13 protein-coding genes and 1 pseudogene are annotated in these 15,143 nt (G+C 44.9%); 8 read left to right on the top strand and 6 right to left on the bottom strand.

What is annotated here, in order from left to right; all coding sequences use genetic code 11:
• Positions 1-71: 71 nt before the first annotated feature.
• The gene (gene aceB / locus AB4329_RS13510) at positions 72-1,697 is read left to right on the top strand and encodes a malate synthase A (RefSeq protein ID WP_372073909.1); all 1,626 of its coding nucleotides are present in this window, start codon (positions 72-74) and stop codon (positions 1,695-1,697) included.
• Between the two features lie 102 nt (positions 1,698-1,799).
• A complete protein-coding gene (locus AB4329_RS13505; protein ID WP_372073911.1) occupies positions 1,800-2,240 on the top strand; it encodes a heme-binding protein in 441 nt (146 codons plus the stop codon).
• 127 nt (positions 2,241-2,367) lie between these two features.
• Here the strand turns inward: AB4329_RS13505 and AB4329_RS13500 are convergent, their stop codons facing one another.
• Both AB4329_RS13500 and AB4329_RS13495 read right to left on the bottom strand, forming a co-directional pair.
• Positions 2,368-2,805, bottom strand: coding sequence for a DoxX family protein (locus AB4329_RS13500; RefSeq protein ID WP_102561877.1), 438 nt, complete (start codon positions 2,803-2,805; stop codon positions 2,368-2,370).
• Positions 2,806-3,169: 364 nt separating this feature from the next.
• Positions 3,170-3,652 carry a MarR family winged helix-turn-helix transcriptional regulator gene (locus AB4329_RS13495; RefSeq protein WP_004732835.1) on the bottom strand — a complete coding sequence of 161 codons (483 nt, stop codon included), beginning with the start codon at positions 3,650-3,652 and terminating at the stop codon, positions 3,170-3,172.
• A gap of 123 nt (positions 3,653-3,775) precedes the next feature.
• Between AB4329_RS13495 and AB4329_RS13490 the strand changes: the two genes are divergently transcribed.
• Positions 3,776-4,669, top strand: coding sequence for a DMT family transporter (locus tag AB4329_RS13490; protein WP_048611858.1), 894 nt, complete (start codon positions 3,776-3,778; stop codon positions 4,667-4,669).
• Positions 4,670-4,999: 330 nt separating this feature from the next.
• Entirely contained in the window at positions 5,000-5,914 is a 915-nt protein-coding gene (locus AB4329_RS13485; protein WP_372073914.1) for a DMT family transporter, read from the top strand.
• A gap of 108 nt (positions 5,915-6,022) precedes the next feature.
• On the opposite strand, the gene AB4329_RS13480 is transcribed toward AB4329_RS13485, so the two are convergent.
• From AB4329_RS13480 to AB4329_RS13470, 3 genes are read right to left on the bottom strand one after another with little or no spacing between them, the layout of a single operon-like run.
• Positions 6,023-7,204, bottom strand: coding sequence for an MFS transporter (locus AB4329_RS13480; RefSeq protein ID WP_102320832.1), 1,182 nt, complete (start codon positions 7,202-7,204; stop codon positions 6,023-6,025).
• The gene (locus tag AB4329_RS13475) at positions 7,194-8,342 is read right to left on the bottom strand and encodes a phosphotransferase (protein ID WP_372138530.1); all 1,149 of its coding nucleotides are present in this window, start codon (positions 8,340-8,342) and stop codon (positions 7,194-7,196) included. The genes AB4329_RS13480 and AB4329_RS13475 overlap by 11 nt, the downstream gene beginning before the upstream one ends.
• An 11-nt stretch (positions 8,343-8,353) precedes the next feature.
• Positions 8,354-8,638 (bottom strand): GNAT family N-acetyltransferase, encoded by a 285-nt coding sequence (locus AB4329_RS13470; protein ID WP_017065024.1) that lies wholly within the window; start codon positions 8,636-8,638, stop codon positions 8,354-8,356.
• Between the two features lie 274 nt (positions 8,639-8,912).
• Here AB4329_RS13470 and AB4329_RS13465 point away from each other — a divergent pair, with 274 nt between their 5' ends.
• Positions 8,913-9,659: a flagellar brake protein gene (locus AB4329_RS13465; protein ID WP_017067648.1), complete on the top strand. Its 747-nt coding sequence runs from the start codon at positions 8,913-8,915 to the stop codon at positions 9,657-9,659.
• Positions 9,660-9,822: 163 nt separating this feature from the next.
• On the opposite strand, the gene AB4329_RS13460 is transcribed toward AB4329_RS13465, so the two are convergent.
• Complete coding sequence (locus AB4329_RS13460; RefSeq protein WP_017061577.1) at positions 9,823-12,183, bottom strand: Lon protease family protein; 2,361 nt, start codon at positions 12,181-12,183, stop codon at positions 9,823-9,825.
• Between the two features lie 240 nt (positions 12,184-12,423).
• Here AB4329_RS13460 and AB4329_RS13455 point away from each other — a divergent pair, with 240 nt between their 5' ends.
• The 3 genes and pseudogenes from AB4329_RS13455 (at position 12,424) to AB4329_RS13445 (ending at position 15,117) form a co-directional block, all read left to right on the top strand.
• Positions 12,424-12,918 carry a hypothetical protein gene (locus tag AB4329_RS13455; protein WP_372138528.1) on the top strand — a complete coding sequence of 165 codons (495 nt, stop codon included), beginning with the start codon at positions 12,424-12,426 and terminating at the stop codon, positions 12,916-12,918.
• Between the two features lie 12 nt (positions 12,919-12,930).
• Positions 12,931-13,977: pseudogene (locus AB4329_RS13450) on the top strand (ATP-binding cassette domain-containing protein); the annotation flags it as partial.
• A 39-nt stretch (positions 13,978-14,016) separates the two neighbouring features.
• Complete coding sequence (locus AB4329_RS13445; protein ID WP_102319868.1) at positions 14,017-15,117, top strand: ISAs1 family transposase; 1,101 nt, start codon at positions 14,017-14,019, stop codon at positions 15,115-15,117.
• Positions 15,118-15,143: the final 26 nt, after the last annotated feature.

Here is a 15,143-nt window from a genome sequence, read left to right as displayed (position 1 = left end):
TACAATATAAATATCCTTAAAAAGAGCATTTTGTATACAAAGTGGCATCGTATTGTTTAAAGGAGACAACAATGATGAATGACATAAAAGAGAGAGAAGAAGTACAATGTATGCAGGTACTTGGGAAGATGGACAACTCCGAGTACAAAGAGATCTTGTCTAAAGATGCATTAAAATTCTTAGAAGCTCTCGTCAATAAGTTTGGAGATCGCCGTCATGCCCTGCTAAGTGACCGCGACGTAAAACAAGCTCAATATGACGAGGGTGAGTTACCCAATTTCAGAAAGGACACCATTTCCATTCGCCAGAATAAAGAGTGGAAAGTGGCGACACCGCCACCAGAGCTACTCGATCGCCGAGTAGAGATCACCGGGCCTATCGAAAGAAAGATGGTGATCAACGCGCTAAACTCAGGCGCGAAAGTCTTCATGTGCTGCTTTGAAGATGCGTCTTCCCCGACTTGGGCCAATATGGTCGAAGGGCAAATCAACCTAAGAGACGCCAACCTTGGCACCATTAGCCATTTCGATGAGAAGAAGCAGAAGCGTTACCAATTAAACGACGATCCTGCACTGCTGATCGCTCGCCCACGAGGGATCCACCTTCCTGAGCAATCCATCCAATTCAACAATCAGCCTATCGGCGGTTGCTTGATGGACTTCGCTTTGTACTTTTTCCATAACTATCAATCACGAGCACAACAAGGTTTAGGGGTTTACTACTACATTCCAAAACTTGAGAGCATGGAAGAAGCACAGTGGTGGGACGATATTTTCAGCTTCACCGAAAACTATTTCCATGTACCAAAAGGCACCATTCGCGCGACAGTATTGATCGAAACACTACCAGCCGTATTCCAAATGGAAGAGATCTTGTACGCCATGCGTGATCACATCGTTGCGATGAACTGTGGTCGTTGGGATTACATCTTCAGCTACATCAAAACGCTGAAGAACCATCAAGATCGTATCCTGCCAGATCGTCACGGCATCGGCATGGATCAAGAATTCCTCAACGCCTATAGCCAACTGTTGGTTCGCACTTGTCACGCTCGTGGCGCACTGGCGATGGGTGGTATGTCTGCCTTTATTCCAGCGAAAGATCCGCAAGAGATGGCGCGTGTCACCGCCAAGGTTATCGAAGATAAGCAGAGAGAATCTCAAAACGGACACGATGGCACATGGGTCGCGCACCCTGCACTGGTTGATTTGGCAATGTCGATCTTTGATAAGCACCTCGATGGCAAAGTAAACCAAATGGACTTCCAAAGCCCAGAGCATGTGATCAATGCAGACTCTCTGCTAAAACCTTGTGAAGGCAGCCGCGACGAAGCAGGAGTACGTAAGAATATACGCATCGCGCTGTATTACATCGAAGCTTGGATCCAAGGCTACGGTTGTGTGCCTATCTACGGACTAATGGAAGATGCCGCCACCGCTGAGATCTCGAGAGCCAATATCTGGCAATGGATCCACCACGGCGTCACGCTTGATGACGGCCAAACCTTTACCAAATCACTATTCCACTCTTGGCTTTACCAAGAGCTAGACACCATAAAACATGAAGTCGGAGACTCGCGCTATGCAGCAGGTCGATTTGAAGAGACAGCCGATCTTTTCTATCAACTTTCTACAGCCGAAGAGTTCGCTGCCTTCCTAACTTTACCCAGCTATGGGCTATTACAAGAGTCCAGTTAGGACTCTTGTACCGAACTGAATCAGTCAATGATGCTCACCAACAAGAGTCATGATTGGCTGACTTAGCTTGGTACACGGCCCCTTGAAAAACTAGGAGATAACATGGGAAGTTTGACTCTACAACAAGCGTTAACCATCATTGATGGCACCTTACAAGCAGGAAACAAGATCCACACTGATCCTTTGACGGTCGCCGTCTTAGACAGCGGTGGCAAGCTGATTTCTCTGCAACGTCAAGACGGCTCTAGCATGATGCGACCAGACATCGCGATTGCTAAAGCGTGGGGGGCACTCGCACTGGGTTGTTCCTCTAGAAAACTCGCCCAAGATGCTGACAACCGACCAGCATTCATCTCCGCCGTAAACGTGCTGGCACACGGAAACATGGTGCCAGTGCCAGGGGGGCTACTGATTCGAGACAAGGATAAAACGGTATTAGGTGCTATCGGCGTGAGCGGTGACATTTCAGACATTGATGAAAGCTGCGCCATTAATGGTATTGGCTGTGCTGAGCTATTCAGTGACGAGATGCTACAAGCTTAACTCGCCAATTCGCTGTACTTGAAATTCTTAGACAGGAACAAAAAAACCGAAGCGATTAGGCTTCGGTTTTTTATTCATAAGTTGCGCCAACAACACTAACGAATAACGTGTGATTAGACAAAGAACGCTAACGTACAAGAACCATTAAGCGCGTCCATTTAGCGTCTTCCTTCAACTTGTTAGACAGCCAGTAATCAACACTAAACGATCCTGCGCCAAGTACCGCTAACGCCAGATATCCACCAGCAACTGAGACGTTTTTATAGAAATGAATCATTTGACCCGACGAACTTGGGTCGAAGTGAAACATAACACCGGAAACCAAAGAGAAAAACGCAATCGACAACGCAGTAAAGCGAGTCATAAATCCAGCTAGAATCGCAAGTCCACCACCGAGTTCAAGCAAGATAACCAAAGGCAACAAGTAAGCGCTGACGCCTTGAGATGCCATGTATCCCGCCGTTCCTTCATAGCTAAATAGCTTTCCCCAACCCGCTTGAATAAACAAGTAAGCCAATAAAATACGAGCGAAAAAAGTCAGTGTGTCGTTCAATCTAGTGTTCATAGTTCTAAGCCTTGATAAGTTTCATTGCCGATAGGTTATTCGACTTAGCATTAAGATGATAACGAGAAAAATAGAACAACTTGTTTGAAATTTTAGTAGACATACTCGCATACAAATTACTGACTAAATCCGAAGATTGAACAACCTCAATGCTGTTACCATTGCCTTAAATTCATTGAAGCACTTGCTTTGAAAAAGTTAGAGAAGTGCTGGAGAGCCTCGGCTCAGCCTAAGCCATCTAAATGAGTCAGAGAAATAACCCCGTTTAACAAACACAAAAAAACCGAAGCTCATCACTTCGGTTTTCAAATCAGTTTGAGTTAGCTCAGTTCAATAAATTCAGCAAGCCGATCCAGCCAGTCAATTACTCGTAAGCACTCAGCCATGTTTTAAGCAACTGGTTAGTATTCTTCTTTTGACTAGTAGACAGTGATTTAACGAGCTTTTTTTGCGTTTCGACATGCTCTGTCATCATTTGATCAATCAGAATGAGACCATCTTTGGTTAACTGAACACTCACGCTACGTCTATCTTCTTTACTGTGCTCACGACTGATCAGCCCTTTGGCTTCTAGCTTATCAAGGCGATTGGTCATCGCGCCTGATGTCAGCATCATCGACCCGATCAGTTCTGACGGAGTCAGTCGGTAAGGCTTTCCAGAACGTCGCAACGTCGCCAGCACATCAAACTCACCCAGCTTCATGTCGTATTTTTTATGAAGCTCGGCAACTTGCGTCTCCATATACTTGGCAATACGCATAATCCGGCCCATCATTGCCATAGGCTCAGTTTCTAGCTCAGGCTTTTCCTTTGCCCATTGCTCTACTACGCGGTCGATAGCATCCATTTGCGATCTCGCTCCGTTATTAGTCTGATTACTTCAAACTAGTTTAACATAAAGATACTTTACAACCACTAGTTCTCAGTATACAGTTCACACAATAGTTATCTTAACGTAAAGATATTTCAGATGAACATATTATTAGCAATGATCCCCGCGTTCTTTTGGGGAACAACCTATGCAGTGACGCAATTTACGCTACAGGAGTGGCCACCATTATTATTGGGTGCTTTGCGTGCATTACCTGCTGGTTTGTTATTGCTAGCGGTAAAACCAACGCTGCCTAAAAAAGGCGAGTGGCAGATCATTTTCACATTGGGCCTTATCAATATTGCGACCTTCTTTGGCTTGATCTTCGTAATGGCGCTAACGCTACCTTCGGCGATCTCTGGCGTGGGTATGATCTCTGTGCCGGTGTTCGCGATGATCTTCCACTGGGTAGTGAAAAAACAGCGCCCACATCTGATTCAAGCCCTTTCAGGTATTGGCTTGATCACGTTGGCGTGGGTGCTCTTTAACCCAAGCCAAATTGCTCTGAACCCAATAGGTTTAGGCGCAATGTTCGCTGCGATCATGTGTATCGTTATCGGCAGCAGCATTACCAAGTCACTGGGTAACCGCATGCACTGGTGGAAGGTATTAACGTGGCAACTGATTCTGGGCGGTACTATTTTGTCTGTCGCGTCTGGCGTTCATGCATTCATCGACCCGCAGCCTTATGTTAACGCTGTGACTCATTTCGATACTCGCAATGCGATGGGCTTGGTTTGGGTTATTGGTCTAAATACAGCACTGGGTTACGGCATGTACGTATGGTTACTGCAACGTATGTCGGTGGTTGATTTCACCTTCGGTGGCATTGCAAACCCAGTTGCGGGCATCGTGACCGGTATGGTGTTGATGGGGGAATCATTCACTGCAGTCCAGTATTCACTAATGACCGGTATGATAGTGATGTCGCTGCTACCACAACTTATTCTGGCAGTAAGACAGTCCAAACAAGTTAAGCCTGTTACGCAGTAGATACCGTCTCTTAAACGTATTGAGCAAAAACGCGCCTAATTGTAGGCGTGTTTTTTGTTGCTATGCTGATAGCAATAACCCAACAGCCATGCTCGCGAGTTGATTACTTCCTGAGCAAAATTAGACCTCACAAAGAATGATGACTTTACTTAGACTATCTATAGTGAGTTTATTTCCTATAAAATAATTATATTAGAGATTTTATTCCTACAAAAAACTCAAATTAGAGATAAAAAGGCAAAACTTTTCTCCGACTACCTTTCTATACTGTGCCACGTCATTAAGGCGCCACAAGCCTATGATTTAAATAATTATTAATGAGTAGTCACCATGAATTCGAAGTCGCTAACTATCTTGCTTTTTGTCTCTGTTTGCTTAATTTGGGGAACCACTTGGTTCGCTATGGAAGTGGCATTGCATTCTATCCCACCTATTTTTGCCACTGCGTTACGCTTTTTACTTGCAGCACCGTTGCTCGCGGTATTAGCGAAAGTCTTTAAACAACCTTTGCTATTTCCAAAGGGTAAGCGTCAATGGTTGCTCATTGTGGCACTGATGTATTTTGCTATTCCGTTCACTTTGATGATCTATGGTGAGCAATACATCTCTTCTGGTCTAGCATCGATCATCTTCGCCAACATGCCAGTCGCTGTCATGCTGATGTCGGGTTTATTCTTAGGCCTACGATTGGCGAAACATCAAATCTTTGGTTTAGTCACAGCTGTTGTGAGCCTATGTTTAATCCTTGGCAATGAAATGCAAATGGGTGGTGATGACTACCTTATTGGCACGGTTTGTTTAGGCCTTGCTGTTGCCATTCACGCAGTGATGTATGTTTTAGTTCAAAAGCACTGTAAAGGCATCGAAGTACTTACCTACAACGCCGTTCCGAGCTTAATTGCTTCTCTATTCTTGTTCGCAGTTTCAGCGATGGGTGAAAGCGTGAATGTTGAATCCTTCACTTGGGATTCAATCTCAGCCGTGGTTTATCTAGGCTTTGTAGCGAGTGTTGGCGGCATTGTGGCTTACTTTAAATTAGGACAAGTTTCGACGCCTTTCCAAGCATCTATCTGCTTCCTGATTTTCCCAGTGGTTGCGCTACTGATCTCTTGCTACATCAATGGTGAGGTTCTATCTGAACAGTCTCTCCTTATGATGATCCCTCTACTTTGTGGCATTTTGCTGACCAAGGCACCTAAAGGAATCTTCAAGCTGCGTACCGAATTAAAAACCGTAAGAAACTGATCCGCGTGAAACCTATTTTGCGGATTAGATATACATATCCCACATAAACAAAAAGCTCCAATATCACTATTGGAGCTTTTTGCTTATTTCATAATATCGAGACCAACATTAGCGCCAGCTAAACATTCGCACTTCGTTGCCCTCTTCAGGTTTCTTCGGAATGTTTAAAGATAGCGCTAGAGAAACCACGGCCATCACTGCACCAATATAGAAAACCGTTGCAGGAGAAGACAACCAAATCACACCAAACACCACTGGAATAACGACCGCTGCAATATGATTGATGGTGAAAGAGACACCAGCAGTTGATGCCATGTCTGCCGGGTCTGCGATTTTCTGGAAGTAAGTTTTGATCGCCAGCGCCAATGCAAAGAACAGGTGATCGATCACGTAAAGTGCCGCCGCCCATTCCGCGCTTTGCACCAAACCATAACCGACAAACACACCAATCAAGCCAACATACTCGAAGATCAACGCTTTACGCTCGCCAACCACACCGATAAATCGACCAATGCGCTTCGCAAACAAGAAGTTAAATAGGTAATTAACCAAGAACAACAATGTGACGTCGGCAGCCGAGTAACCAAACTTCTCTACCATCAAGAAGCCTGCAAACACAGTGAAGATTTGTCTTCTCGCACCGCTCATAAACGTTAGCGCGTAGTAGAGCCAGTAACGCTTTCGCAGCACCAACTTCTTATTCTGTGGCGTCTTGGTTTGAAATTCAGGGAAACCAAAGGTCATCACCAAAACCAGAATAAAACCAATACCGCCAGTAATACCGTACACCCAAGCAAAGTCGAGCTTCAGCTGTTCTAGCATCACCCAGATAGATCCGTAAGTGATTAAGGATGCCAACGCGCCAACGGAGATCATTTTACCCAGCATCTCGGGCGCTTCTTCTTTACTCAACCATTGCAGTGACAGAGACTGCTTCAGCGTTTCAAAATAGTGAAAACCCGTCGACATCAAAACCGTAGTCAGCAACAAGCCTGTGAGTGAAGGGAATAAACCGGTTATCGCCGTGCCCACGGTCAGCATCGCCAGCGATATCAACATAAAGCGTTGCTCTCGAATGAAGGCTAAAACAAACACCACGGTAAACGCTAAGAAGCCTGGGATCTCACGAACACTTTGCAACAAACCAATATCGGCGCCATCAAAGTTCGCTTTCTCAATCACGAAGTTATTAAGCAGAGCCATCCAGCTCGAAAACGCGATAGGGACAACAATCGAAATCAGTAATAAGAAGTTTTGCGGCGTTTTCCAGCTCGCGGTTCTATCGAACATTGACGGACTCCTGTTCGTCTAATTGAGTGAGCACTCGTAAGGTCAACTGCTCAGTATAAGGGTTGATCTTCCAGTGCTCTGGGCTCCAACCTTTTACGAAGCGTTGGAAATCGGACCATGCCACGTAAAACATTGGTCGCCATGCGGCTTCGACTTCATCAAATGAAAGCTGTGGTTGATAGTGCGCTAATGCTTCTTTCAAGTGCTGGAAGTAAGCACCTAGTACTTCTGATTCAAGCTCTGCGCAATCTTGTGGCCTAATCGCGCTGCTCATGAACAAGGCGACATCTTTCATCGCACAGCCGTGACCCACATATTGGAAATCGACCGCAGCCGCGCGTTCGCTTTTCGAATCAAAGCAAAAATTGGCGAGCTTAGCATCACCATGGACTAAGGTTTGATATGGACATTCTTTTAATAAACGGTCGATGTGCTTGGCTTGGTTCTTCAATGGTAAATCAGCCAAGGCATTGAGTTCATCAGGGCGTGTATCTAGATGCCAATAAGTACCGACTTGCCACAATGATGACAACTGCTCTTGATTGATATTGATGTGCTTTGCGTGAAAGTTAGCAAGCCATTTAAGGCAAGCATTACGTTGTTTTTGCTCTTCTCTTGTGTAACTAGATGCCTGATAGTCAGAAGCAGCAAGCACATCAAACTGAGAGATCAACGGGAAGCCAATATCCGCTAAGTCTTGCATCACTATCAGCCACTCATTCTCTTCTAGTTCACATTGCAGCCCAACAGGTACAGGGCAGCGCTCGTCCCATTGTTGGGTGAATGACTGATACCAAGCTGTTTCCACTTGGTAAGAGTGTACCTTTCGTTGGTGAGAGAGTTTGGTATTCCAACCCTTTGGGTGTTCAGCTTTATCTGGCAACGCGACATGTTTAACAATCACACTCTTGAGTTCCGCACTGCTTTCTTGAGAAAAGACTAAGCGAACTAACTCGCCATATCCACCCCATAGGCGTTGAATCACTTGGACATCAAACCCTTCATGACAACCCAGCGAGGTCGCTATTTTTTGATAAAGCTCATTTTGATAAAACTCTTGTTGATAAAGCTCTGGCTGATTTTGACTTGAACCCGCTTCAGGTTGAGCTCGATTATTCGACGATATTGATTGAGACATATTACTCGTTGTTATGCTTTATCGGATAGAAGGTGTGACCACTGTGGCTGCCTATTCATGTAGTGAACCACATAGCTACAAACCGGCACAATTTTGAAGCCCGCTTGTTCAATTTCAGGCAATACCGACTCCATCATCGCCTTACCAAAGCCCTTGCCTTGCAGTTCATCAGGGATTCGAGTTGAGGTGATATGCAGTACATCGCCATCCTTTTTATACTTAACTACCGCAAACTGATCTGGTTCTAACTCAACCGTGATCTGGTTCACATCTTGATCCCATTTAACTGCCTGCATTCTCAACTCCTGCAAATAATGGATACGACAAACAATTAAAGTTTGAAGTATGAATTCCTTGTAATAGACTAACGCAAGTGCATATAAATAAAACTAAGTACTTACAATCAAAGAAAATATTATTATAGCGTGTGGTTATAAATAAAATTCAAACCAATTAAAAGCACTCTATAAATTGCGTTAGTACACCTACTAAATCTAGCACGTAATAACCCCTTGTTAGCAAGTTACCAATATAACTAACAGACGCATGTTGGCGCATGGAGAACATATAATGAACGCACCCCTGAAGAAGCCTTTGGAGCATAATCAGGCACTTCAAGACCCTCGTAATCGAACCGTTTCCACCATCAATAGCACTGATGCGCTGGCCATGATTGAGCACGGCAGTGAGCTGACATTAAATGTCTCGACTCCCGTTGGCACGAAGTTTCTCGCCACCACCAGGTTTATCGGAACGCACAGTGATAACTGTATTGTGGTTGAGGTTCCCGAGGTATCCAATGAAGATCTGAACTTTTTCTTTCAAGAAGGTTTTTGGATGACCGCTCGTGCGTATTCTCTACGAGGTGAAGGCGCGCTTATCCACTTTAGAAGCCAAATTCACCATAAGATTGGTGAACCCTTCCCTATTCTTGTACTTTCAACACCAAGCACGATGCAAGTGACTCAGCTGCGTAAAGAAACACGCTATGAAGTGAATCTGGCTTCAAGAATCATCTTCAACGACCAGCGAGCAAACTGTGAGATAAGAGACTTATCGAAAAGTGGTTGTCGTTTCGTTACCTCACCAACCTCTCGTGCGATTCAGATTGCCGATCGCGTGTCTATTGAGATAACCCCTGAGAACTACAACGGACCACTGATTCCGCCATTGCGAGGCATCGTCTGCAATCTACAGAAATCGACACACTACGCTCGATACGGTGTCGAATTTGATGATATTGGCCGAGCTAACGCCAAACACTTGTTGGCAAAACTGAAGTTCGATGGCACCAAGCTTTGCTTACGAAATGGGTAACGCCTTTTAACACGCGACTTTCACCGAATACAGCAAGCTGACCAACTACAAATAGCTCACTGGTAAACCAAATCGTAACCAACAAAAAAGCCATCGACTCTAGAATCGATGGCTTTTGCGTTTTAGCTGTTTGTTTATTTGTTTAGCTATCTAGATATTCAAACTATTTGCGCAGTGCGTTCAGTTTAGCTTGGGCGATACCAAAGATAGTATCAATTGGATAGCTACCCTCATCACTTGCTTCACCAGCGGCTTTGCCTGTGAACAGCTCAATCGCCTCTGTTACATGGTCAATCGCCCAGATATTAAACTCGCCCTTTTCAACCGCTTTCACGATATCGCTACGCAGCATCAGGTTGTGAACATTTGAACGCGGGATGATCACCCCTTGTTCGTTTGAACGCCCTTTGATTTCACACACATCAAAGAAACCTTCAATTTTCTCGTTCACACCACCAATAGGCTGAGACTCACCAAACTGGTTCATCGAGCCTGTAATCGCGATGTCTTGACGGTTTGGCTGCTTAGAAAACGCTGACACCACCGCACAGAACTCAGCCATACTCGCACTGTCACCATCGACGCCACCATACGATTGTTCGAAGGTGATGTTAGTGGTGAGCGGGACTTTGGCTGTCTTGCCAAATACGGAAGAAAGGTAAGCCGACAAGATCATCACGCCTTTTGAGTGAATGCTGCCACCTAAGTCTACGTTTCTTTCGATATCAATCACTTCACCATCGCCGTAAGCGGTGGTGGCAGTAATTCGGTTTGGCGCACCGAACATGTGATCGGTGGTGCTTAATACAGACAGAGCATTCACTTGCCCAACCGCCTGACCATCAACATGGATCAGTGTTGTGCCGTTGGTAAACGTCTCCATCACACTGTCTTGCAGTCGTCCGACACGCATCTGTTGGTTAGATAACGCTTGGTCGACGTGTGTTGCTCGAATCAGGTTCGACTTTGAACCTCTCGCCACGTAGTTTGACTCACGAAGCAGATTAGCAATGTGTGCCGAGTGCAGCGACAACTTACCTTGGTCACCCGCCTGACGAGAGCTGTGCTCAATGATGCGAGCGATCGCTTTACGGTCACAATGCAGCATGTTGTTGTCGTGCACGATACTCGAAATAAAGCGCGCGTAGTGCATTTCAGAATCGGGAGTACGCTTCATCTCATCTTCAAAATCGGCCGTCACACGGAACAATTCACCAAACTCTGCATCGTAGTGTTGCAGCAGTTGGTAAGTTCGGTAGTCGCCAAACAGGATGATCTTGACGTCCAATGGAATCGGCTCTGGATCAAGCGATACCGCGCCCGTTAAGGTCACCTCTTTCTCTAATGAAGTGAAGCTCAATTGACGTGAACGCAGCGCTCGTTTCAAGCCTTCCCAAACGTACGGCTGCTCAAGTACCTTCACCGCATCCATCAGCAATACGCCACCGTTAGCTCTGTGTAAGCTACCTGCACGAATCAATGAGAAGTCTGTAAAGACAGTGCCCTTGAACGTTGCCGTTTCTACATAGCCAAACAGAGAGTGATAATTTGGATTCTCTTCCACCACGATCGGCAGAGTCTCCTCCTTTTGGCTCACAATCACGTTAACCTTGTAGCGACGCGGCATTTTCTTATCCAAAGAAGCGGTTGCAACTTCGGCTTGCTCAGTGCTCTCTTCTAAGAAGATGTCAGCGTTGTCGACAATGTCTTTACGCAGTGCCGTTAGGTACTTTTTAATGTCTGGATATTGGCTGTAATCCTTCTTCAATTGCTTGATGAAGTGCGTGATCACGTCTCGCGCCGTATCATCATTCAGTTTTTGAATTTTCTCAGTGTACGTTTCTTCAAGTTCCGTCAACTCACGAGAAATGGTTCGCAGACCGACTTCCAATCCATCAATGGTTTTATCGAACTGGTCTTGCTCTTCTGGCGAAAGCAGATCGAAGCTCTCTTCGGTATGAAGATCATCCCCATTCATGGCCACAAACTGGTAATCACCCTGAGTGGTGATCGTCAGGTTAATGCCCTTGTCTTTCGCTTCTTGGCTAATGCTTTCTAACGCGGCTTGTTGCTTAGCTGCTAATTGGTTTTTAAGCCTATCAGCACGGCTAAAGTACATCTCGTTATCAAACGCTAGAGGCATACCTTTCAGCAATTTACGCATTAGCTTTTCAATATCTTGCTTTAAGCTGCTGCCAACGCCACGAGGTAATTTCAGTACCTTAGGTGTACGAATATCTTCAAAGTTCGCGATATAACACCAATCAAAAAGCTCCTGCACTTCTTGAGGGTGACGGTTCAGATAGCGCAAGATCATGGTGCGTTTACCCAGACCATTTCGCCCTATCGCATAAATGTTGTAACCCTTTTCCTTGATTGACATCGCGAACTCAACGGCTTTTTGTGCCCGTTCCTGCCCGACGATTTCGTCAATTGGAGCCAGTTCTTTGGTCGACTTACATGGTAGCTTATCTAAATCCGCTACCTGATACAGCTGTTCTGTATTGAGTCTTTGCATCGCCATCGCCGCCTCCTTAGTCCTTCATTACTTGGGTGTAGATAAAATCAGTGTAGATGTAATTTCCTACAAATTTAGTGACTTACGCTACACAGCTGTTCAACTGAACAAATAACACACAATTTAAGCCATTTTTAGGAATAGCTCGTCATTTAATTCACCAACTTAACATGTGAATGATTTCAATTTGCAATTGATAATAAATATCATTAACATTTTCTGATATTATAAATTGAGGATGTGGATATGGAAATTGAACGATGCTGGATGCACTACCTAAAAGCTGAACAGTTAATGGAACAAGGTCACTGGCCAGAAGCACAACGCCTTTATGGTGATGTTCTAACCTCACTTCCTCATCACATCCAAGATGCAGCATACCAAAGCGATATCAAGCCTTGCCAATTGGCCTGCTTGCTTGCCGGGTTAAGAGACGCGAGCGTCGCTCAATCAGAGATACTCAACCAATTAGGTCAGCACCAACAAGCCTTCGATACCTTGAATCAATCTTACGCTCTGATGCAATTTATCTCTCTGGAGAACACTGAGCTGATTCAACGTACCTTTGGATTATTGGAAAAGCAGAGCGAAGGTTTGCTCAATCACCTGATCGCTTTTTGCAGCGCTCAGCGCAGTTCGCATTGGATGCTCGAACTAGAACAAATTCAACGTGCTCATCACCATTTTGGGCAACTTAAAACAACGTCAGAAGTTCAATCTTCACCTAATGTCTTAAATTGATAAGGATATATCATGTCGGACCGGGCTCTTCTTAAAGTCAATAACCTCTCCGTTAGCTTCAAAACCAACGATGGAATCGTTGATGCGGTGAAAAAGGTTAACTTTACCCTTAAATCCAGCGAAACCTTGGCCATTGTTGGTGAATCAGGTTCTGGTAAATCTGTCTCTTCCAACGCACTGATGCGTCTACTTCCAGACAACGCCATTATTGATCCGCAGTCTCAAATTGAGTTTGAAGGCGAGTCTGTTCTCGAAAAATCAGAGCGTGAAATGCAGTCGATTCGTGGCGACAGAATCGGCATGATCTTTCAAGAGCCGATGACATCTTTGAACCCATACCTGCGCGTCGGCATTCAAGTGGCAGAAGCTATTATGTGGCATCGTAAAGTGTCAAAGTCTCAAGCCAAACAGCGAGTGATTGAGCTGTTTAATCTTGTGCACTTGCCAATGCCAGAAAAGTCGTACACCAAGTACCCTTACGAATTTTCGGGTGGTCAATTACAGCGCATCATGATTGCGATGGCTTTGATCAACGAGCCCGATATTTTGATTGCCGACGAACCTACCACCGCATTGGATGTGACCGTACAAGCGGAAGTGCTTTCTCTTATCAAAGAAATCCAAAACAAAATGGGCATGGCAATTTTGTTCATCACCCATGACCTTGGCGTAGTAAAACATTTTGCCGACCGTGTTCTGGTGATGTGCAAAGGTGAGCTAGTTGAAGAAGGGATGACTCAAGCCTTATTCGAGAATCCAAGACACGATTACACACGCATGCTGATTAACTCGATTCCTAAAGGCGCTAAGGTTCCTGTTGAGGCGTCAGCTCCAGAACTATTATGTGCTGACGATATCCGAGTTCAATTCTTGGTTAAATCACATTTCATCAAGAGTAAAAGTCAGTATTTCGAAGCCGTAAAAGGCATTTCGTTGAATCTTAAACAAGGCGAAACGCTAGGCATTGTGGGTGAATCAGGGTCAGGTAAATCGACCCTTGGACGTGCATTAATCGGCTTGCTGCCGAGTACAGGGCGGGATCGCACTTTGTTAACAAATATGATCTAATAGTGCTAAATCCACAATCAAACAGCCATTTTGAACTTAATCGAACACTTATCAGTCGTCCAAGACACTCGGTCAGACATTAATCAGAAGCATGATCTTATCGATGTCATGTTCCTTGTAATTAGCGCCATCGCATCTGGATGTGAAGGATGGCAAGATATTGAATTGTTTGGGAAAGACAAACTAGATTGGCTGAGAAAATACAGAACATTTGAACATGGTATTCCACGTCGGCATACAATAGCCCGTATTTTACGTTCAGTTGTCGCAGAATCTTTGCTAGAGGCATTAGCCCTGTGGATTAACGAGCAACGCACTAGTCAACACAAGCCGATAATCGCATTCGATGGAAAAGTGCTGCGTGGCTCATACCGAAATGACAAAAAAACAGCGTTACAATTGGTTACCGCCTACGACACTGAACGTGGCCTCGTTTTGAGTCAAAAGCCGACTGAGAGCAAAAATGGCGAGATCAACGTTGTACGCCAAATGCTTGATGTTATTAACGTAAAAGGCAGTGTCATCACCATTGATGCCCTGCATTGTCAGCGCGATACGCTCGAGAAAATTGCAGAGAAAAAGGCTCACGTTGTTGTTCAAGTGAAGAACAACCAGCCCAAATTGAGAGTGGCTATTGTGGAGCAATTTCAAGCTGTCTTTGAAGCAGGTAAAGAGAAAATAGTTACCGAAATCAAAGAGAAGCACCATGGCCGCAGTGAAGAAAGATATGTATTTCAGTTAAAGGCTAAGTTACCTAAAGAGCTTGCGGAGAAATGGCCGACAGTACGAAGCATCATTGCGGTGGAGCGGCATCGAGTGATCAACGGAAAAGGAAGTGTAGACACCTCATATTACATAAGCTCTATGTCGCCGAATCACAAAATGCTAGGCCACTACATTCGTCAGCATTGGCGTATTGAAAACAGCCAGCATTACGTATTAGATGTTGTTTTTAAAGAGGATTACTCACGGATCACGCTAGATGGTGCTGTAGAAAATATAGCGTTGTTTAGACGCTTTGTGATGAACATGCTGAAGCAATGCGAATGTGGTGCACCAAGCCAAAAAGTGAAGTTGAAGAAGGCTGCTTGGAACGATGATTATCGGGCACGAGTCTTCTTTGGGTTATAAATTGAACAAAGTGTGCTCGCGCCCTG

It is taken from the genome of Vibrio sp. 10N.261.54.A5 (assembly GCF_041471145.1).
In the GTDB taxonomy this organism is placed as follows: domain Bacteria; phylum Pseudomonadota; class Gammaproteobacteria; order Enterobacterales; family Vibrionaceae; genus Vibrio; species Vibrio crassostreae_C.
Note: the sequence above shows the minus strand (reverse complement) of the source record. Positions and strands in the feature narration are given on the sequence as shown.